Source organism: Streptomyces sp. SDr-06, assembly GCF_003324565.1.
Lineage (GTDB): Bacteria > Actinomycetota > Actinomycetes > Streptomycetales > Streptomycetaceae > Streptomyces.
The window spans coordinates 1-18,698 of the sequence record NZ_QOLA01000036.1; the positions used below are offsets into that span (position 1 = coordinate 1).

At 73.3% G+C, this 18,698-nt stretch carries 16 protein-coding genes; 4 read left to right on the plus strand and 12 right to left on the minus strand.

The features are described from left to right. Positions 1-975: 975 nt before the first annotated feature. From proC to DT019_RS36835, 7 genes are all read right to left on the minus strand, one after another. Positions 976-1,785 carry a pyrroline-5-carboxylate reductase gene (gene proC, locus DT019_RS36805; protein ID WP_114041352.1) on the minus strand — a complete coding sequence of 270 codons (810 nt, stop codon included), beginning with the start codon at positions 1,783-1,785 and terminating at the stop codon, positions 976-978. Positions 1,786-1,882: 97 nt separating this feature from the next. Then, the gene (locus DT019_RS36810; protein ID WP_114041353.1) at positions 1,883-2,620 is read right to left on the minus strand and encodes an ABC transporter permease; all 738 of its coding nucleotides are present in this window, start codon (positions 2,618-2,620) and stop codon (positions 1,883-1,885) included. A gap of 49 nt (positions 2,621-2,669) precedes the next feature. Then, positions 2,670-3,482 carry an ABC transporter ATP-binding protein gene (locus DT019_RS36815; RefSeq protein WP_114041354.1) on the minus strand — a complete coding sequence of 271 codons (813 nt, stop codon included), beginning with the start codon at positions 3,480-3,482 and terminating at the stop codon, positions 2,670-2,672. A 118-nt stretch (positions 3,483-3,600) separates the two neighbouring features. After that, positions 3,601-4,398 (minus strand): class I SAM-dependent methyltransferase, encoded by a 798-nt coding sequence (locus tag DT019_RS36820; protein ID WP_114041355.1) that lies wholly within the window; start codon positions 4,396-4,398, stop codon positions 3,601-3,603. An 89-nt stretch (positions 4,399-4,487) separates the two neighbouring features. Next, on the minus strand, positions 4,488-5,018 hold the full coding sequence (locus DT019_RS36825) for a hypothetical protein (protein WP_114041356.1): 531 nt from the start codon (positions 5,016-5,018) through the stop codon (positions 4,488-4,490). A 33-nt stretch (positions 5,019-5,051) separates the two neighbouring features. Continuing rightward, complete coding sequence (locus DT019_RS36830) at positions 5,052-5,621, minus strand: TetR/AcrR family transcriptional regulator (RefSeq protein WP_189390280.1); 570 nt, start codon at positions 5,619-5,621, stop codon at positions 5,052-5,054. 36 nt (positions 5,622-5,657) lie between these two features. Then, a complete protein-coding gene (locus tag DT019_RS36835; protein ID WP_114041358.1) occupies positions 5,658-5,942 on the minus strand; it encodes an SH3 domain-containing protein in 285 nt (94 codons plus the stop codon). Between the two features lie 126 nt (positions 5,943-6,068). On the opposite strand from DT019_RS36835, the gene DT019_RS36840 reads away from it, so the two are divergent. Further along, positions 6,069-8,246, plus strand: coding sequence for a serine/threonine-protein kinase (locus DT019_RS36840; protein WP_114041359.1), 2,178 nt, complete (start codon positions 6,069-6,071; stop codon positions 8,244-8,246). Positions 8,247-8,393: 147 nt separating this feature from the next. Here the strand turns inward: DT019_RS36840 and ilvD are convergent, their stop codons facing one another. From ilvD to DT019_RS36860, 4 genes are all read right to left on the minus strand, one after another. Further along, positions 8,394-10,244 carry a dihydroxy-acid dehydratase gene (gene ilvD, locus DT019_RS36845; protein WP_114041360.1) on the minus strand — a complete coding sequence of 617 codons (1,851 nt, stop codon included), beginning with the start codon at positions 10,242-10,244 and terminating at the stop codon, positions 8,394-8,396. Positions 10,245-10,691: 447 nt separating this feature from the next. Further along, positions 10,692-11,306 carry a TetR family transcriptional regulator gene (locus DT019_RS36850; protein ID WP_114041361.1) on the minus strand — a complete coding sequence of 205 codons (615 nt, stop codon included), beginning with the start codon at positions 11,304-11,306 and terminating at the stop codon, positions 10,692-10,694. Beyond that, complete coding sequence (locus DT019_RS36855) at positions 11,303-12,124, minus strand: sugar phosphate isomerase/epimerase family protein (RefSeq protein WP_114041362.1); 822 nt, start codon at positions 12,122-12,124, stop codon at positions 11,303-11,305. Before DT019_RS36855 ends, DT019_RS36850 begins: the two co-directional genes overlap by 4 nt. 92 nt (positions 12,125-12,216) lie before the next feature. Beyond that, positions 12,217-13,149, minus strand: coding sequence for a Ppx/GppA phosphatase family protein (locus tag DT019_RS36860; protein WP_114041363.1), 933 nt, complete (start codon positions 13,147-13,149; stop codon positions 12,217-12,219). 52 nt (positions 13,150-13,201) lie between these two features. Between DT019_RS36860 and DT019_RS36865 the strand changes: the two genes are divergently transcribed. Next, positions 13,202-14,038, plus strand: a complete 837-nt coding sequence (locus tag DT019_RS36865) for a hypothetical protein (protein ID WP_114041364.1) — start codon at positions 13,202-13,204, stop codon at positions 14,036-14,038. Between the two features lie 24 nt (positions 14,039-14,062). On the opposite strand, the gene DT019_RS36870 is transcribed toward DT019_RS36865, so the two are convergent. Beyond that, positions 14,063-15,718 carry a BACON domain-containing protein gene (locus DT019_RS36870; RefSeq protein WP_114041365.1) on the minus strand — a complete coding sequence of 552 codons (1,656 nt, stop codon included), beginning with the start codon at positions 15,716-15,718 and terminating at the stop codon, positions 14,063-14,065. A 326-nt stretch (positions 15,719-16,044) separates the two neighbouring features. Between DT019_RS36870 and radA the strand changes: the two genes are divergently transcribed. Both radA and disA read left to right on the plus strand, forming a co-directional pair. Next, positions 16,045-17,442 carry a DNA repair protein RadA gene (gene radA, locus DT019_RS36875; RefSeq protein ID WP_114041366.1) on the plus strand — a complete coding sequence of 466 codons (1,398 nt, stop codon included), beginning with the start codon at positions 16,045-16,047 and terminating at the stop codon, positions 17,440-17,442. A gap of 90 nt (positions 17,443-17,532) precedes the next feature. After that, positions 17,533-18,657: a DNA integrity scanning diadenylate cyclase DisA gene (gene disA / locus DT019_RS36880; RefSeq protein ID WP_114041367.1), complete on the plus strand. Its 1,125-nt coding sequence runs from the start codon at positions 17,533-17,535 to the stop codon at positions 18,655-18,657. Positions 18,658-18,698: the final 41 nt, after the last annotated feature.

Below are 18,698 nucleotides of genomic sequence, written 5' to 3' on the forward strand. Positions count from 1 at the left end.
GTCCGATTTCCTCGGCGCCTTTCCGGTTCTCCCTTGCGGGTTTCCCTTTCCGGCGGTTCCGACTCTATCAGATCCTTTCGGGCCCGATTCCCGGTCTCCCGGGGCCAAGTCGGCTTGTCTTCCCGGCCGTTGGGCCGTTCCGACGGGTGAGATATTAGCGGAATCCTGGCCCCCGACGCCAATCGGGGCGCGTTCTCGAACGCGGATTCCTCATTTCGCAAAAGCGCACGAAAAACGAGACGACGAGGTGTCGTTCATAAGAAGTGGTTGATGCGGAATGGCTGTCCGGGGACCGACCGGAGTCGGCGCTCACGTCGGACAACTCGGAGAACACTACGTATCCACGATGGCCGTGTCAACCCTCGACCAGGCTGCCGCCGGAGGGCCCCGCACGCCCCGGACCTCGTGCTTTCGGCCGAGACAGGCCTGGCGGGACGGCCGATCTGGCGGGGCGGGCCGCGCCCTAGCTTGGCGGCATGAGGTCTCTTCTTCGGATTGCCGTCGCCGCCACGACCCTCCTCCTGCTCGGCCTGGCCGTGGCGCCCGGTACCGCCCGGGCGGCGGACGGCGACGAGCGCGTCGCCCGGATTCGGCTGCGGGTCGTCGACGCCGTGAACGAGGGGACCCGCGCCGAGATCGAGCGGATGCGTGCGCGCCTGGGCGAGGACGCGTCCGGCGAGGTGGCCCGGCTTGAGCACAAGCTGCGGGAGGGGTGCCGGCTCGCGGCGGACCTGCGGGCCGTGCGAGAGGTCCGGCCGCGTGCCTCAATCGCGGCCGTCCCCGCCGGGTCCGGCCGGGCTCCGGCCGGTGACGGCGGCCGGTCGTCCGGCGAGAGCGTGTTCCAGGCCGCGCGTACGGCCATCCCCCACACGCCGACCGGGGTGTTGAGTCTGGTCGGCGGAGGGGCGCTGGCGCTGGTCGGTGGGGGTGTGGCCGCCGCCGTGACGCGACGGCCGCGTACCGGGGACCAGCCGGTCAGCCGTTGCCGGACGCCAGCTCGCGGCTGCGGTCTCGGGCGGCTTCCAGCGCTGCGATCAGGGCGGCTCGTACGCCGTGGTTCTCCAGCTCGCGGATCGCGCTGATGGTCGTGCCCGCCGGGGACATCACCGCCTCGCGCAGCTTCACCGGATGCTCGCCGCTGTCGCGGAGCATCACGGCGGCTCCGATCGCGGACTGCACGATCAAGTCGTACGCCTGGGCGCGGGGCAGGCCGAGCAGGATTCCGGCGTCGGTCATCGCCTCGACCAGGTAGTAGAAGTACGCCGGGCCCGAACCGGACAGGGCCGTCGCCGCGTCCTGCTGGGATTCCGGTACGCGCAGGGTCTTGCCCACTCCCCCGAAGATTTCCTCCGTATGGGCGAGGTGGGCCGGGGTCGCGTGGCTGCCGGCGCTGATCACCGACATGCCCTCGTCGACCAGGACGGGCGTGTTCGGCATGACGCGGACGACCGGGGTGCCCGCGGTGAGGCGGCCCTCGATGAAGGCGCTGGGGATGCCCGCCGCGGCGCTGACCACGAGGCGGTCGCTCGTGAGGTGCGGGGCCAGCTCGTCCAGGAGCCTGCCCATGTCCTGGGGCTTCACCGCGAGGATCAGGGTGTCCGCGCGCTTGGCGGCCTCGGCGTTGGTGACCGCGTCCACGCCGTAGCGGGCGTGCAGTTCCGCGGCGCGCTCCGGGCGGCGGGCGGTGACGAGGAGGTTGGCCGGGTGCCAGCCGGCCCGGATCATTCCGCTGAGGAGGGCCTCGCCGATCTTGCCGGTGCCGAGGACTGCGACGGTCTGGGTCATGCGGTCACCCTCCAGGTGGTGCGGCGTTCGTGCCGTCATCCTCGCATCGGGGGCGGGTGGCCGAACGGGGTGTCCGAAGGGCGGTACGGGCGGTCCGCTAGGGGGTTCGGCGGGGCAGGGTGGCTGCGCCCAGGGCGAGGACCAGGACCGCGACCGCCGCCACGACGGCGGTGTCCCGTGCGAACGCGGCGGTCGCCTGCGGGTGGTGGAGGACCTGGGTCATGGCGTCGACGGCGTACGACATGGGCAGGACGTCCGAGATCCAGCGCAGGACCGGCTGCATCGTGTCGCGCGGGGTGAACAGGCCGCACAGCAGGAGCTGGGGGAAGATCACCGCCGGCATGAACTGGACGGCCTGGAACTCCGACGCGGCGAAGGCCGAGACGAACAGGCCGAGGGCGGTGCCGAGCAGCGCGTCGAGCAGGGCCACCAGGAGGAGCAGCCACGGGGAGCCGACCACGCGGAGGTCGAGCAGCCAGACGGAGATGCCCGTCGCGATGAGCGACTGGAGCACGGCCAGGGCGCCGAAGGCCAGCGCGTAGCCCCCGATCAGATCGCCCTTGCCGAGCGGCATGGCGAGGAGGCGTTCCAGCGTGCCCGAGGTGCGTTCGCGCAGGGTGGCGATGGAGGAGACCAGGAACATCGTGATCAGCGGGAAGATGCCGAGCAGCGAGGCGCCGATGCTGTTGAAGACGGTGGGGCTGCCGTCGAACACGTACCGGAGCAGGATGATCATCAGGGACGGGATGATCAGGAGCAGCGCGATGGTGCGCGGGTCGTGGCGCAGCTGGCGCAGGACGCGGGCGGCGGTCGCGAGGGTGCGGGACGCGTTCATGAGCGGGCCTCGGGGTGGGGGGCTGGCACGGGGATGCGGGGTGCGGGCGTCATCGGGACGGCTCGGTGCGGGCCGCGGCCTCGTCGACCAGGTGCAGGAAGGCCTCCTCGACGGTTTCGGCGCCGGTACGGGCGCGCAGGGCGTCCGGGGTGTCCTCGGCCAGGAGCTCGCCGTCGCGCAGGAGGAGCAGGCGGTGGCAGCGCTCGGCCTCGTCCATGACGTGCGAGGAGACCAGGAGGGTGGTTCCCCGGGTGGCGGCGATGGTGTGGAAGAGGTTCCACAGGTCGCGGCGGAGCACGGGGTCGAGGCCCACGGTCGGCTCGTCCAGGACGAGCAACTCCGGGGTGCCGAGCAGGGCGACCGCGAGCGAGACGCGGCTGAGCTGGCCGCCGGAGAGCCGGCCCGCCAGGTCGTCGGCGTGGCGGGTGAGGTCGACGTCGCCGATGGCCCGGGCGACGGCTTCGGCGCGGGCCGCGCGGTGGGCGCGGCCGGGGTGCAGTACGGCCGCGAAGTAGTCCAGGTTCTGACGCACCGTCAAGTCCTGGTAGACCGACGGGGATTGGGTGACGTAACCGATGTGTTCGCGCAGGGCCGGGGCGCCCGCGGGGGCGCCCAGGACGTCGAGCGTGCCGGTGACCTCCGCCTGCGTCCCCACGATCGCGCGCATCAGGGTCGACTTTCCGCAGCCGGAGGGGCCGAGGAGGCCGGTGATGCGGCCGCGCGGGACGGTGAAGTCCAGGCCCTTCAGGACCCGGCGGCCGCCCCGCACGACGGTGAGGTCCCGGGCCGCCACGGCGGGGGTGCGGGCGTCGGGCCCTGGGGAGGTGGGGGCGCCCGGAGGGTTCCCCTCGTAATTCACCATGTGATGAATAGTGCTCCCGACGGGGTTCGGGCGTCAAGGATCGGGGGCCGTCAGGGTCATCCCCCCTGGCCCGTCCGGCTGGTGGGCGGCGCTGGGGCGCCCGGGTGGAGGGGGCGATTCAGGTGGCCGCGACCTCGGCCGTTCCGCGTTCGTTGATCGCCAGCTGGAGGTGGACCACGTAGCGCTCCTCCACCCGGCCGTCCGGGAACAGTTCGCTCAGTACGTCGTGCTCCCTCGCCAGGAACTCCCTCGTCCTCTCCTCGCCCAGGACCAGGAAGGCGGAGTGGCTCGCGAGGTTCGCCAGGTGCATGGCGAGGGGAACGGTGCGGCGGTGCGGGATGCGGTGGTCGGTGAACTCCAGGCCCGGGACGTCGGCCCGGGGGTGGCCGCCCCGCAGAGCGTCCGCGCCGTCGCCCGCCCGGACCCCGGGCTGGAAGAACTCCCACAGCCGCGCGTCCTGGGCGGCCACCCAGGCGACCGAGCGGTCCGAGAAGCTCCACCACAGGGCGAGCGCGCCGCCGGGGCACAGGACCCGGCGGGCCTCCGGTCCCGACCTCGCCCGGTCGGTCCAGTGCCAGGCCTGGGCGTAGGTGATGAAGTCCGCGGACGCGGTGGCCAGCGGGAGGTGGTTGCCGTCGCCGCGCACCAGCGGGATCGCGGGGTTGGTCCTGCGGAACTCCTCGGCCATGCCGTCGCCGGGTTCGACCGCGATGACCCGCGCGCCGCGCGCGTGCAGGAGCTTGCTCGCTATGCCGGTGCCCGCCCCGACGTCCACGACCCGGGCGTCCTTCAACGGGCGTCCGGCGAGTTCCTCGACCGTGTCGAGGAGGAGCGGCGGGTACGAGGGGCGGTTCGCCGCGTACTGAGCGGCGGCGGCGTTGAAGGACCGGGCCCGGGCGGAGAGGTCGAGTGCCATGGGGCGAGTCTGCCCGGACGCGGGCGGGCCCGGGGTGATTTCCCGGAGGCCCCGCGCCCGGCCCGCCGCCCCGATCCGCGCGCCTCGGCCTACTTTTGCTTCGGCCTCTTCTTCGCCGCGGGGTTTCCCGTGCGGGTGCCGCGGCGGCGTTCGTACTGGGCGCGGGCGGCCTCGTACTCCTTGCGGTGCAGGCCCTCGCCGGGGGCCTCCGTGAACGTACGGAAGAAGTACGCGAGCAGCGAGCCGATGAAGCCGATGGCCTTGAGGCCCTGGAGCGAGCGGTCCGCGTCGGGGTCGGCCGGGCGGGCCGAGAAGCCGTCCCAGGTCTTGCGGAAGGCCAGCGCGCTGCAGATCGCGAACATCACCACGACCAGCACGTTCACGAAGGTGCCGGTGTTCGAGAGCTGGAGGCCCTCGTACGCGAAGCGCAGGACGAGGCAACCCGCGACCGCCGCGGCCAGCGAGCCGATCGCCGCACCGGCCCGGCGCAGCCCGTACCCGTGGTCGTGGTCCACCCAGGTGGTGCCGAAGAAACGGATGGGCTCGGGCCGGGGGCCGGGGGCGGACGCCTTGGCGTCGCCGTTGCCGTTGCCCGCGCCTTCGCCCTTGTTCTCGCTCATGGACTCGATTATCCCCGGCGGCGCCGGGCCGGGTCAGCCGCCGGGCTCGGCGTGGGGGATGTCGAGCAGGAGGTCGCCGGCGCGGGCCAGGACCTCGCTGCGGGGGCGGCCGCCGTGGTCGGCGGCCAGGAAGTGGTGGCCGATGGCCGCGCAGAAGGCGAGCAGGGCGCGGGCCTCGACCTCGTCCGGGTCGGGGCAGAAGGAGCCGATCATCTCGCGGAGCAGCTCCATGCGCCGGTTGTCGACGCGGCGCAGGCGGGCCGCGACCGAGGCGTCGCGGCGCGCCCAGTCGCGGATCGCGAGATCGATGGGCAACAGGCGCCCGGAGAGGGTGAGTTGGCCCGCACGGCGGATCTTCGCCCGCTCGTCGCCGCCCTCGCGCTCGACGCGGTCGAGCACGTCGTCCACGCTCTCGCGTTCCCAGGTGTCCAGCATCCGCTCAAGCAGGGCGTCGCGGTCGGCGAAGTAGCCGTAGAACCCGCCCTTGGTCACGCCGAGCGCCTTGGCCAGGGCCTCGACGCGCACGGCGTCCACCCCGCCCTCGGCCAGCGCCCGCAGGCCCTGCTCGACCCACCTCTCGGGCGGTGTACGCGCTGCGCCCATGGAGTGCCCCACCTCAGCTCGGAACCCGTTGTACGGCTACCCGCAGCGCGGCGCCACGTAGCCGTCGCTGCCCGTCTTCACATACGCGTCGGACACGAAGCGGCCGTTGCCTATGTTGTCCCAGATGTTCGAGGTGCCGTAGGGGCCCGAGACGCGGGTGCCCGGGGTCTGGCAGTTCACCGGGACCGTGGCGCCCACGGGCAGGACGTCGACGATCGAGTAGCCCGTGCCGGGGCCGCTGCGGACGTTCAGTTCACAGCCGGGTGCCACCGGGTAGCGCTGGGTCCCCGCGGACACGGACTCTGCGGACGCTGCTGTCATGGCGATCTCCCCCGTCGGCTTCACTCTGCGTGCAACACGCAGGCTAGCAAGCCCCATCGGGCCCGCAGGTGCCATCGACTAGGCTCCGTCGGACGCGCGCGTACAACGGACACACGGGGGTGGGCCATGGCGTCGCCGCGCAGTATCGGATTCGGGGCGGAGGGCGCCGAGGATCCGGAATCCGTCGGGGCGTACCGGCTCGAATCCGTGCTGGGCTCGGGCGGAATGGGTGTGGTGCACCTGGCCACGTCCCCCTCCGGCATGCGGCTCGCCGTGAAGGTCGTGCACGCCCAGCACGCCGCCGACCCGGAGTTCCGGGCGCGGTTCCGGCAGGAGGTCTCGGCGGCCCGCCGGGTCAGCGGCGCCTTCACCGCCTCCGTCGTCGACGCCGACCCGGACGCCGACCGGCCGTGGATGGCCACCGTGCACATCCCCGGGCCCACCCTCGCCGAACGGGTCAAGCGGGACGGGCCGTTGGCCGCCGCCGAGCTGCACCGGCTCGGCGCCGGGCTCGCCGAGGCGCTGCGCGACATCCACCGGGCCGGGGTGGTGCACCGCGACCTCAAGCCGAGCAATGTGCTGCTCGCCGCCGACGGGCCCAAGGTCATCGACTTCGGGATCTCGCGTCCCTACGACAGCGATCTGCGGACCGAGACGGGGAAGCTGATCGGTACGCCGCCCTTCATGGCGCCCGAGCAGTTCCAGCGGCCCCGCGAGGTCGGTCCCGCCGCGGACGTGTTCGCGATGGGCGCGGTGCTCGTGCACGCGGCGACGGGCAGCGGGCCCTTCGACTCGAACTCGCCCTATGTCGTCGCCTACCAGGTGGTGCACAACGAGCCGGACCTGACCGGGATTCCCGAGGATCTGGTGCCGGTGCTGAGCCGCTGCCTCGCCAAGGACCCCGGGGACCGGCCCACCCCGGACGAGCTGATGTCCGCGCTGCGCTCGGCCGCGTACGGGTCCGAGGCGCACACCCCCACCCAGCGGTTCCGCAACCCCGTCCCTCCCGCCCCCGACGAGAGCGCGCCCTCCGGCGAGGGCACCTCTCGTGACGCCTCCGTCGGCCGGCCCGCGTGGCGCCGGGCCCGCTGGGTCGTCGCGGCGCTCGCGCTGGCGGGCGTGGCCGGCGCGGGGGTGGCCGCCGTCCAGGCGCTGCCCGACGGCACCGGGACCGTGGCCACCGCCCCCGAACACCATCAGGCGCCCCGCTTCAGGCCCTGGAACGTCCAGTTGGCGGCCAAGGGCGAGGGAAACCGTACGGCGTTCTGCTCACTCGGCGACCCGGGCGGCGCGCTGTACTGCTCCGCGCCCGGGGTCGTCGTGGCCCGGCTCGACCCCGGCGGCGGGAAGGCCGTGTGGTCGGTGCCCGGGGCGAGCGGGGAACTGCTCTCGGACGATCTCGCCCCCGTCACGGCGGGCGGCCGGGTCCTGGTGCGGGCCCCGGGCGGGCCGCTGCGGGCGTACGACGCGGACACCGGGAAGCCGGTGTGGTCCGCCGACGTATCGGCGTACTCCGGGGTGCATCCCGCGGGCGCCACCGTGCTGCTCACCACGGCGGACGGGCGCGTCGCGGCCCTCAACTCCGCGACCGGCAAGGAGAGTTGGCGCAAGCCGCTCGGGGGGCCTCGGTCGCAGTGGGTCGTACCGCCCGGCGTCGCGCCGTCCGGCGGGGAGGGGGCGGGGTCGGCGAGCGGCGCCGCCGGGCCGGTCTACGTCGCCACTCCCTCCGCCGATGGCGCCTCGACCTCCGTGTCCGCCGTGGATCCGGCCACCGGGACCGTGCGGTGGCAGGCCCGCGCCGACGGGCGGCTGCGGCCCGTCGGGGCCGGGCCCGGGGCCGTGTTCCTGATCGCGACCGACGCCGCGGGGTTCACCTCGGCGGTGGTACGGCTCGACACCGCCACCCACGCCGCCCGCCGGACCACCCTGACCGCCCCGCTCGACCAGGCGCAGGCCGGGATCGACGGGGACAGCGTCTACCTCTTCGGGGCGGGCGGGGCGCTGGTCGCGGTCGACTCGGCACAGGGCGGCGAGAAGTGGCGCCTGGACACGGGGGTGGCCCGCGCCTCGCGGCCCGTCGCCTCGGACGGCCAGGTGTACCTGACGGGAGCCGACGGCCGACTGCTCGCCTTCGACGCGCGCAGGGGCGTATTCACCGGGCAGACCAACCCCCGCATGAACAAAGGGCGTTACACCTTCACGCCCGCGCTTCCCGCACCGCTCGCCGCCGGAGGACGGGTGTACGCCGCCTCGCCCGACGGGTCGGTCTTCGCGGTCGACCCGGCGGACATCGCCAGTTGGTGAGGGCCGGGTGGCGGCGATGGCCCAGCGCCCGCCGAGGACGGTCGGCGACGGCGGTGCAGCGCGCCCGCACAGGACGCGCCGCGCCGTGCGGGTGGCGTACGGCCGCTTGAGGGCGGGCCGCCGCCACCTCTTCCGGGACGCTCCCCGTCAGCCCAGCTTCGAGACGTCGCGGACGGCGCCGCGGTCGGCGCTGGTGGCCATCGCCGCGTAGGCGCGCAGCGCGGCCGAGACCTTGCGCTCGCGGTTCTTCGGGGCGTAGACCCCGCCCAGCGCCTCGCGCCGGGCCGCCAACTCGGGCTCGGGGACGAGGAGTTCGATCGTGCGGTGGGGGATGTCGATCCGGATGCGGTCGCCGTCCTCGACCAGGGCGATCGTGCCGCCGGACGCCGCCTCGGGCGAGGCGTGGCCGATGGAGAGGCCCGAGGTGCCGCCGGAGAAGCGGCCGTCGGTGATCAGCGCGCAGGTCTTGCCGAGGCCGCGGCCCTTGAGGAAGGACGTCGGGTACAGCATCTCCTGCATGCCGGGGCCGCCCTTGGGACCCTCGTAGCGGATCACGACGACGTCGCCGTGCGTGATCTCCTTGCGCAGGATCTTGTCGACGGCCTCTTCCTGCGACTCGCAGACCACGGCCGGGCCCTCGAAGGTCCAGATCGACTCGTCGACGCCGGCCGTCTTCACGACGCAGCCGTCCTCGGCGAGGTTGCCGTGCAGGACCGCGAGGCCGCCGTCCTTGCTGTACGCGTGCGCCGCGTCGCGGATGCAGCCCTCGGCGGCGTCGGTGTCGAGGGTGTCCCAGCGCTCGGACTGCGAGAAGGCGGTCGCCGAGCGGACGCAGCCGGGGGCCGCGTGCCACAGCTCGACCGCCTCGGCCGACGGGGAGCCGCCGCGCACGTCCCAGGCGTCCAGCCACTCCTTGATCGAGCGGGAGTGGACGGTGTGCACGTCCTCGTTGAGCAGGCCCGCGCGGTACAGCTCGCCGAGGATCGCCGGGATGCCACCGGCGCGGTGCACGTCCTCCATGTAGTACGTACGGTTCTTGGCGACGTTCGGGGCGACCTTGGCCAGGCAGGGGACGCGGCGGCTGATGGCGTCCATGTCGCTGAGGCCGTAGTCGAGCTCGGCCTCCTGGGCGGCGGCGAGCAGGTGCAGGATCGTGTTGGTGGAGCCGCCCATCGCGATGTCGAGCGCCATGGCGTTCTCGAACGCGGCGCGGGTCGCGATGGAGCGGGGCAGGACGGAGGCGTCGTCCTCCTCGTAGTACCGCTTGGTGATGTCGACGACCGTGCGGGCCGCGTTCTCGTACAGGGCGCGGCGGGCGGTGTGGGTCGCCAGGACCGATCCGTTGCCGGGCAGGCTCAGGCCGATCGCCTCGGTGAGGCAGTTCATGGAGTTGGCCGTGAACATGCCGGAGCAGGAGCCGCAGGTCGGACAGGCGTTCTCCTCGATGCGGAGGATGTCCGCGTCGGAGATCTTGTCGTTGACCGCGTCCGAGATCGCGTCGACGAGGTCGAGGGTACGGACCGTGCCGTCGACCAGGGTCGCCTTGCCGGACTCCATCGGGCCGCCGGAGACGAAGACGGTGGGGATGTTGAGGCGGAGCGCCGCCATCAGCATGCCGGGGGTGATCTTGTCGCAGTTGGAGATGCAGATCAGGGCGTCCGCGCAGTGCGCCTCGACCATGTACTCCACGCTGTCCGCGATGAGGTCGCGGGAGGGGAGGCTGTAGAGCATGCCGCCGTGGCCCATCGCGATGCCGTCGTCCACGGCGATCGTGTTGAACTCGCGGGGCACGGCGCCGGCCGCGAGGATCGCCTCGCTGACGATGCGGCCGACCGGGGCGAGGTGGGTGTGGCCCGGAACGAACTCGGTGAAGCTGTTCGCCACGGCGATGATCGGCTTGCCGATGTCCTCGCTCGCTACACCGGAGGCCCGCATCAGGGCGCGGGCGCCCGCCATGTTGCGGCCGTGGGTGACTGTGCGGGACCTCAGCTCGGGCATCGTCGCTCGTCTCCTCGTCGGGTCCCCCCTGCTCCTCTTAGCGTGGGGGTATGCCTGTGTGTGAGCCTACGCCGCGGCTCCGCCATCTGGACAGGGTGTCCGGATGGCGGGACCCGGGGTTCGCGATGTGACCCCCGTCGGGGGGCTGGGGTGCGACGGCCCCGCCCGTCTGCGCAGTTCCCCGCGCCCCTTCACCCGGCTTCGTCCGCGGGCCGTGCGTCGTTGCTCGCGCCGTTCCCCGCGCCCCTCAAACCCGCCTTCGGCCGCGGGCCGTGACCACTTGCTCGCGCAGTTCCCCGCGCCCCTGAAACCCGCCTTCGGCCGCAGGCCATGCGTCGTTGCTCGCGCAGTTCCCCGCGCCCCTAAAAGCCGCTTTCGGCCGCGGGCCGTGCTCGCTTCTCGCGCCGTTCCTCGCGCCCCTGGCGGTGTCGGCCGGCGTGGGCGGCCTCAGCCGGGGTCGGTCAGGTAGCGCTGGAGGGTGGGGGCGACCATGGTCACGATCTCCTCCGCGGGTACGGAGGCGAGCGGCTCCACCTCCAATACGTACCGCATGATCACGATCCCCATCATGTGCGACGCCGCGAGCTCCGCACGGAAGCGGGGGTCGGGGACCGACAGGTCGGCCGCCACCCGCTCCAGCAGGCGCCGCAGGACGAACCCCCGCAGGACCTTCGCCGCCGCCTCGTGCGTGAGGGCCGAGCGGAGCACGGCGATCAGCGGCGTGCGGGTCGCCGGGTTCTCCCAGATGGAGAGGAAGTAGCGGGCGAGCCGCTCGCCCACGCCGTCCAGGTCGTCGCCGAGCACCGCGGGCAACGTCAGCGCCGGTTCGAAGTGGACCTCGATGGCCGCCGCGAACACCTCGTCCTTCGTGCCGAAGTAGTGGTGGACGAGCGCCGCGTCCACCCCCGCCGCCTTGGCGATGCCCCGCATGGACGTCTTGTCGTAGCCCCGGTCGGAGAACTCCGTACGGGCTGCGGTCAGGATGCGTTCGCGGGCGCCCGGCCCCGCTTCGGCGGCGGCCCGAGGGGGGCGGCCGCGCCGGCGCGGTGCGGCGTCCGTCATGCGCGGCGGGCCGGCGCGGACGCGAGGTGCAGCCGGGTGAAGGCGAGGGCCTCGGCGAGGTCGGCCTCGCGTTCGGCGGCGGACATGGCCCGCCGGGTGTTGACCTCGATGACGACGTGGCCGTCGAAGCCGGTGAGGGCGAGGCGCTCCAGGAGTTCCGCGCAGGGCTGGGTGCCGCGGCCCGGCACCAGATGCTCGTCCTTCGCCGAGCCGCGCCCGTCCGCGAGGTGCAAATGGGCGAGCCGGTCCCCCATCCGGTCGACCATGGCCATCGCGTCCGTGCGCGAGGTCGCGGCGTGCGACAGGTCCACCGTGAAGTGGCGGTAGTCGTCCTTCGTGACGTCCCAGTCGGGGGCGTACGCCAGCATCTCGCGGTCGCGGTAGCGCCACGGGTACATGTTCTCGACGGCGAATCTGACGTCCGTCTCGTCGGCCATCCGCCAGATCCCGTTGACGAAGTCGCGGGAGTACTGACGCTGCCAGCGGAAGGGCGGGTGGACCACCACCGCGGACGCGCCGAGCTTCTCCGCCGCCGCCCGCGCGCGCTGCAGCTTCACCCAGGGATCGGTGGACCAGACCCGCTGCGTGATCAGCAGACACGGCGCGTGGACGGCCAGGATCGGCACCTGGTGATAGTCGGAGAGCCGCCGCAGGGCTTCGATGTCCTGGCTCACGGGGTCGGTCCAGACCATGACCTCGACGCCGTCGTAGCCCAGGCGCGCGGCGATCTCGAAGGCCGTCGCCGTCGACTCCGGGTAGACCGAGGCCGTGGACAGGGCGACCTTCGCATCCGGGATGCGCACCACTGGTTCTGCCACGGAGACAGGGTACGGGCCGCCACCGCCGAGGGGGGAGGCGGTCCGGTGAGCCCGACGAACGTCACACTCGCCGGGAACCGCTCACCCCCGCGTCACCTCACGGGCAGGTGGTCGAGGTGGCGCAGGATCACGCCCTCGCGCAGCGCCCAGGGGCAGACCTCCAGCTCATCGACCGCGAACAGGTCCATCGCGCCCTCGGCCACCAGCGCCCCGGCGAGCAGCTGCGGCGCCCGCCCGACGGACACTCCGGGCAGCGATGTGCGCTGCTCGGTCGTCATGGCGGCGAGCTTGGGGACCCACTCCTCCAGTGATTTACGACTCAGAGTGCGCTGGACGTAGGCGCCCTCGCTCGACCGTGCGGCCCCCGCGATCCGCGCAAGCTGCTTGAACGTCTTCGACGTGGCGACCACGTGGTCGGGCTGCCCCGAGCGGGTGAACTCCCCCACGGTGCCCGCGATTTGGGCCCGCACATGACGGCGCAGGGCCCGCACGTCGGCCGGGTCCGGCGGGTCGCCCGGCAGCCAGCCCGCGGTCAGCCGACCGGCGCCGAGCGGCAGCGAGACCGCCGCGTCCGGCTCCTCGTCGATGCCGTACGCGACTTCGAGCGAGCCGCCGCCGATGTCGAGCAGGAGCAGTTTCCCGGCCGACCAGCCGTACCAGCGGCGCGCCGCGAGAAAGGTGAGGCGCGCCTCCTCCTCGCCGGAGAGCACCGCCAGATCGGCCCCGGTCTCGGCGCGGACCCGGGCGATCACCTCGTCCACGTTGCTGGCCTCGCGCACCGCGGAGGTCGCGAAGGGGAGCAGTTCCTGGACACCCTTGTCCTCGGCCGAGAGGAGCGCGCCGCTGATCGTGGCGACGAGGCGGTCGACGCCTTCCGGCCCGATCGCACCGTCCTCGTCGAGGAGTTCGGCGAGCCGCAGCTCGGCCTTGTGCGAGTGCGCGGGCAGCGGCGCGGCGCCGGCGTGCGCGTCCACCACCAGCAGATGAACCGTGTTCGACCCCACATCGAGGACTCCGAGTCTCATGGACTGAACGCTACTGCGCGTCCGGACGGGGCCTCGGACATACGCTTGAGGTGTGCCAAAGACGAAAAAGGCGAAGCCGGGCAAAGCCAAAGCCCCGAAGAACCCCGAGAACCAGTCACCGGGTGAGCAGAAGAGGGCTCAGGACGAGCAGGGGATCGACTTCCCGCGCGCCTGGGTCGAATTTCCCGACCCGGCCGACGACGAGCAGGTCTTCCGCTGCGACCTGACCTGGCTCACCTCGCGGTGGACCTGCATCTTCGGCAGCGGCTGCCAGGGCATCGAGGCGGGCCGGGCCGACGACGGCTGCTGCACCCTGGGCGCCCACTTCTCCGACAAGGACGACGAGAAGCGGGTGGCCGGGCATGTGGCGCGGCTCACCCCGGAGCTGTGGCAGTTCCACGACGTCGGCACCTCGTCGGGCTGGGTCCAGACCGACGAGGACGGCGACCGCCAGACCCGCCGCTGGAACGGCTCCTGCATCTTCCAGAACCGGCCGGGCTTCGCGGGCGGCGCCGGCTGCTCGCTGCACATCCTCGCCCTCAAGGAGGGCAAGGAGCCGCTGGAGACCAAGCCGGACGTCTGCTGGCAGCTGCCGGTGCGCCGCACGTACGACTGGATCGAGCGGCCCGACGACACCAAGGTGCTGCAGATCTCGATCGGCGAGTACGACCGCCGCGGCTGGGGCCCCGGCGGCCACGACCTGCACTGGTGGTGCACCTCGGCGACCTCCGCCCACGGCGCGGGCGAGCCCGTCTTCGTGACGTACAGGCCCGAGCTGACCGAGCTGATGGGCGAGGAGGCGTACGCCGTGCTCGTCGGGCTGTGCGAGGCGCGGCTCGCCTCGCAGCTGCCCCTGGTCGCCCCGCACCCGGCCGACCCGAAGCGGTAACCGCCTTACCTCGTACGGGAGTTGTCAGCCGCTCTTGGTCGGTGAGGGCGGCGTCTGGGTGGGCGTGGGCGTCGCCGTCGGGGTGGGGCTCTGGCTCGGCGGGGTCGGCGTGGGGGTCGGGCTGCCCGGGGTCTGGGTGGGCGGCGTCGGCGGCGCGCTCGATCCCGGTGGGCCGGGATGCCCCGGGTTCCCGGGGTCGGGCGAGGACGGCGTGGCGATGGGCGTGCCGTCGCCCGCGATGCGTACCGCGGCCCCCGAAGGCGCCACCTCGACCCGGACCGCCCAGGCGTGGTGCGGCTCGTGGGTGTGGTCGACCCGGATGTACACGGTGACGCTCTGGCCCGGTGCCAGCCGCCCCGCGCTCTGGCTGAAGGCGAGCCAGCGGGCGTGGCTGCGCAGCGACCAGTCGACGGGCGCGCCGCCGGTCGAGGTCAGCGTGAGCACGGTCGTGTCGCCCGCCGAACTCGCGGCGACCGACAGCTGGGCGGGTCCCGCCGGGGCGGTCGAGGGGCTGATGACCTCCACCGACACGTCGGGGGCGCGGCTGCCCGCGGTGAAGCGGTTGTCGGGCTCGCTGCGGGCGTTGCCCGCGTTCTCGTAGCGGTCGGAGGGACGGCCGTTGAGGCCGCCGGGGGTGTCGGCCTCGCTGGCTGTGACCTTCGCGCCGCCCTCCGGCTCGCCGGTCGCGGGGGCGCCGCGGTAGGCGGCCCAGAGCGCGAAGACGGGGGCCGCGACCACGGTCGCGACGACGGTGGTGGTCACCGCCCTGGCCCGCAGCCGGTCGCGCCGGGCGGCCCGGTCCTTGGGGTCCATCGGGAATCCGGTGCGGTCGAAGCGCGGGGCGCCGCCGCGCGCCCGCGGCACGTGCAGCATGGCGGCCTGCGCGGCGGCCCGCGGCGCCTCGGCCAGCGGCAGGGCGGCCGGGGTGACGGTCGACCCGGGCCAGGGCCCGGCCGCGCCCGTGCGCTCGGCGGCGCGGCGGCAGCGGGGGCAGTCGTCGACGTGCCGGACCAGCTCGCGGCGCAGCGCGGCGGAGAGCAACACCTGGTGGTCGCCGGTGAGTTGGGCGACCGTGGGGCAGCCTCCCATCTCGACGACGGCGAGCGCGGCGCGGGTCCGCTCGACCTCGCAGGCGCCCGCGGCGAGCAGCTCGCGCGCGGCCGGGTAGTTCATGCCGAGCACCGAGGCGACCTCGCGGGCGCCGAGCTGGTGGCGGACCGCCAGCTCCAGGGCCTCGCGCTGCTCGGGGGTGGTGCCGGCGGCCTCGGGCCAGGCGAGCAGGGCGAGTTCGCCCCGGCGCCGCTCCCGCTCCTCCTCGGACACCTCGACCGCGGGGGCCTCCTCGGCGGGGCGGCCGGTGTGGGCGCCGGGCCGGGCGCGTCTGCGCTCGGCCAGCTTGCGCAGACAGGCCCAGCGGGCGAGGGCGTACAGCCACGCCTTGCGTTCGGGCTCGGCCGCGGGGCAGCGCGCGTACTGGCGCTCGGAGACGGCGAGTATGTCGCCGAGGGCGGCGGTCGCCTCGTCGTGGTCGCACAGGACGGACAGGCAGTACGTGAACAGGCCGTCCAGGTACGCCTCGTAACGCGCGGGCGGGCGCTGGGCCAGCGTCCGGGGCGCACGGCGCTGCGCCCGGTGTGCGCCGGTGTTGTGCGCTGGCTGATCCAGTCTGCTGCTCGTCACGCGTGCGACCGTAGGCGCAGCATGAGGGCTTCTTCGTACCGGTTGAGCACATTTAATCCTTACGGGTGAACGTATCCCTCAAAAGGGGACAGGAATCGGGAATTCCATGGCATTCCATGGCAGACCAGCTACGCACTGTGCAAACGGACGCGACCAGTCGGGGCGACGCGGAGGCGGCGGCATCCACCCGAACGGCGGGGCGCGGAAAGCCCGGGGTTCGCGCCCGGAGCCGCGCGTCCGGGCCCGGGGCGTCGCGGCGGGGCCCTCGCCGGGGCCGCTTCAACCGTCCGTGCGGGATTGTCAGTGGCCCCCTATACGGTGACGCCATGGCTGCCCGTACGAAATCCGCGAAGGACCGGCCGTCCTACCGCTGCACCGAATGCGGCTGGACGACCGCCAAGTGGCTCGGCCGTTGCCCCGAGTGCCAGGCCTGGGGGACGGTCGAGGAGTACGGCGCGCCCGCGGTGCGCACCACGGCGGCGGGCCGGGTCTCCACGGCCGCGCTGCCCATCGGCCAGGTGGACGGCCGCCAGGCGACGGCGCGCACGACCGGGGTCGACGAGCTGGACCGCGTGCTCGGCGGCGGGCTCGTGCCGGGCGCGGTGGTGCTGCTCGCGGGTGAGCCCGGCGTCGGCAAGTCCACGCTGCTCCTGGACGTCGCGGCCAAGGCGGCGAGCGACGACCACCGCACGCTCTACATCACGGGCGAGGAGTCGGCGAGCCAGGTCCGGCTGCGCGCCGACCGCATTCGGGCGCTCAACGACCATCTGTACCTGGCGGCCGAGACCGACCTGTCCGCCGTCCTCGGCCACCTCGACGCGGTCAAGCCGTCCCTGCTCGTCCTCGACTCCGTCCAGACCGTCGCCTCCCCCGAGATCGACGGCGCCCCCGGCGGCATGGCCCAGGTCCGCGAGGTCGCGGGCGCGCTGATCCGCGCCTCCAAGGAGCGCGGCATGTCCACGCTCCTGGTCGGTCACGTCACCAAGGACGGCGCGATCGCCGGCCCCCGCCTCTTGGAGCACCTGGTGGACGTGGTGCTCTCCTTCGAGGGCGACCGGCACGCGCGCCTGCGCCTCGTACGGGGCGTCAAGAACCGGTACGGGGCGACGGACGAGGTCGGCTGCTTCGAACTGCACGACGAGGGCATCACCGGACTCGCCGACCCCAGCGGCCTGTTCCTCACCCGGCGCGACGTGGCGGTGCCCGGCACCTGTCTGACCGTCACCCTGGAGGGCCGCCGCCCCCTGGTCGCCGAGGTCCAGGCGCTCACGGTCGACTCGCAGATCCCCTCCCCGCGCCGCACCACCTCGGGCCTGGAGACCTCCCGGGTGTCGATGATGCTCGCGGTGCTCGAACAGCGGGGCCGGATCACCGCGCTCGGCAAGCGCGACATCTACAGCGCGACCGTGGGCGGGGTGAAGCTCTCCGAGCCCGCCGCCGACCTCGCGATCGCGCTCGCCCTGGCCTCGGCGGCGAGCGACACCCCGCTGCCCAAGAACCTGGTCGCGATCGGCGAGGTGGGCCTGGCGGGCGAGGTCAGAAGGGTCACCGGAGTGCAGCGCAGGCTCGCCGAGGCCCACCGTCTGGGCTTCACCCACGCCCTCGTCCCGACCGACCCGGGCAAGGTCCCGGCCGGTATGAAGGTCACGGAAGTCGCCGACATGGGGGACGCGCTGCGAGTGCTCCCGCGTGGGCGTCGTGCACAGGCCCCACGGGAGGAGTAGCCGCGCCGGTAGACTTTGCCCTGGTCTCGCCCGTCCGTACGAGCGGTACGCCGGCAGTACGCGCCGTATGAGCAACACCGGAGGAGTGCAGTGGCAGCCAACGACCGGGCATCAGCACCCGGAAAGTCCGGCACAGGCTCCGGTAACGAAGCGCTGATGCGCGCCGCCCTGAGCGCCGTCGCGCCCGGCACCGCGCTCCGCGACGGCCTGGAGCGCATCCTGCGGGGCAACACGGGCGGGTTGATCGTGCTCGGCCTCGACAAGACCGTCGACTCGATGTGCACGGGCGGCTTCGTCCTGGACGTCGAGTTCGCCGCGACGCGGCTGCGCGAGCTGTGCAAGCTCGACGGCGCGCTGGTGCTCGACAAGGACATCACCAAGATCCACCGCGCCGGTGTGCAGCTGGTGCCGGACGCGGACATCCCCACCGAGGAGACCGGCACCCGCCACCGCACGGCGGACCGCGTCTCCAAGCAGTGCAACTTCCCGGTCGTCTCGGTCTCCCAGTCCATGCGCCTGATCGCGCTGTACGTGAATGGCGAGCGCCGGGTCCTGGAGGAGTCGGCGGCGATCCTGTCCCGCGCCAACCAGGCGCTCGCGACCCTGGAGCGCTACAAGCTCCGCCTGGACGAGGTCGCAGGCACCCTCTCCGCCCTGGAGATCGAGGACCTGGTGACGGTCCGGGACGTCACGGCGGTCGCCCAGCGCCTGGAGATGGTGCGCCGCATCGCCACCGAGATCGCCGAGTACGTGGTGGAGTTGGGCACGGACGGACGCCTGCTCTCGCTCCAGCTGGACGAGTTGATCGCGGGGGTCGAGCCCGAGCGTGAGCTGGTGGTCCGGGACTACGTTCCCGAGCCCACCGCCAAGCGCTCCCGCACCGTCGACGAGGCGCTGCGCGAGCTCAATGACCTCACCCATGCGGAGCTGCTCGAACTGCCCATAGTGGCAAGGGCGTTGGGCTACAGCGGCTCCCCCGAGACGCTGGACTCCGCGGTGTCCCCGCGGGGCTACCGCCTCCTGGCGAAGGTGCCGCGGCTGCCGGGGGCGATCATCGAGCGCCTGGTGGAGCACTTCGGCGGCCTCCAGAAGCTCCTGGCCGCCTCGGTGGACGACCTCCAGACCGTCGACGGCGTCGGCGAGGCACGGGCCCGCAGCGTCCGGGAGGGCCTGTCGAGGCTGGCCGAGTCGTCCATTCTGGAGCGCTACGTATAGCCGACCGAGGGGGAGCCCCGCCCTCGCCTCCCGCCCGGGGG

What these genes read in the sequence shown, in the direction of transcription:
- proC (WP_114041352.1), bottom strand. Translation starts at nt 1,785, where the DNA reads ATGACCCAGACCGTCGCAGTCCTCGGCACCGGCAAGATCGGCGAGGCC.
- DT019_RS36810 (WP_114041353.1), bottom strand. Translation starts at nt 2,620, where the DNA reads ATGAACGCGTCCCGCACCCTCGCGACCGCCGCCCGCGTCCTGCGCCAG.
- DT019_RS36815 (WP_114041354.1), bottom strand. Translation starts at nt 3,482, where the DNA reads ATGGTGAATTACGAGGGGAACCCTCCGGGCGCCCCCACCTCCCCAGGG.
- DT019_RS36820 (WP_114041355.1), bottom strand. Translation starts at nt 4,398, where the DNA reads ATGGCACTCGACCTCTCCGCCCGGGCCCGGTCCTTCAACGCCGCCGCC.
- DT019_RS36825 (WP_114041356.1), bottom strand. Translation starts at nt 5,018, where the DNA reads ATGAGCGAGAACAAGGGCGAAGGCGCGGGCAACGGCAACGGCGACGCC.
- DT019_RS36830 (WP_189390280.1), bottom strand. Translation starts at nt 5,621, where the DNA reads ATGGGCGCAGCGCGTACACCGCCCGAGAGGTGGGTCGAGCAGGGCCTG.
- DT019_RS36835 (WP_114041358.1), bottom strand. Translation starts at nt 5,942, where the DNA reads ATGACAGCAGCGTCCGCAGAGTCCGTGTCCGCGGGGACCCAGCGCTAC.
- DT019_RS36840 (WP_114041359.1), top strand. Translation starts at nt 6,069, where the DNA reads ATGGCGTCGCCGCGCAGTATCGGATTCGGGGCGGAGGGCGCCGAGGAT.
- ilvD (WP_114041360.1), bottom strand. Translation starts at nt 10,244, where the DNA reads ATGCCCGAGCTGAGGTCCCGCACAGTCACCCACGGCCGCAACATGGCG.
- DT019_RS36850 (WP_114041361.1), bottom strand. Translation starts at nt 11,306, where the DNA reads ATGACGGACGCCGCACCGCGCCGGCGCGGCCGCCCCCCTCGGGCCGCC.
- DT019_RS36860 (WP_114041363.1), bottom strand. Translation starts at nt 13,149, where the DNA reads ATGAGACTCGGAGTCCTCGATGTGGGGTCGAACACGGTTCATCTGCTG.
- radA (WP_114041366.1), top strand. Translation starts at nt 16,045, where the DNA reads ATGGCTGCCCGTACGAAATCCGCGAAGGACCGGCCGTCCTACCGCTGC.